Origin of the sequence: Bradyrhizobium cosmicum (assembly GCF_032290525.1) — a bacterium.
Taxonomy (GTDB): domain Bacteria; phylum Pseudomonadota; class Alphaproteobacteria; order Rhizobiales; family Xanthobacteraceae; genus Bradyrhizobium; species Bradyrhizobium cosmicum_A.
Window position 1 is genome coordinate 1 of the sequence record NZ_JASXTA010000463.1, and the last position, 247, is coordinate 247.

Consider the following 247-nt stretch of genomic DNA (forward strand, 5'->3'; position numbering starts at 1 on the left):
GCCCGGGCCCGGCTCAGCCCCGGCGCAGCACCCCGGCGAAGCGACCCGTGACGGCGCTGCGGCGGTAGGAGAAGAAGCGCTCGTCCTCGAGGGTGCAGGGATGCTCGGCGTCGATCGCCTCGGCAGGGACGCCGGCGTCCTGCAGCACGCAGACCGCCCCCGCCCGCAGATCCAGCGCCGGGGTCCCCCAGCGCGTCCTCGAGGCGGTCGCGGGCAGGAGGGCCGCGGCGTCCCCGCGCATCTGCTC

1 protein-coding gene is annotated in these 247 nt (G+C 77.7%); it reads right to left on the reverse strand.

The window, feature by feature from the left end; translation table 11 throughout:
* Positions 1-13: 13 nt before the first annotated feature.
* Positions 14-247 (reverse strand): laccase domain-containing protein (locus QSV46_RS40565; RefSeq protein WP_314964354.1); only part of this gene is annotated, 234 nt, incomplete at its 5' end.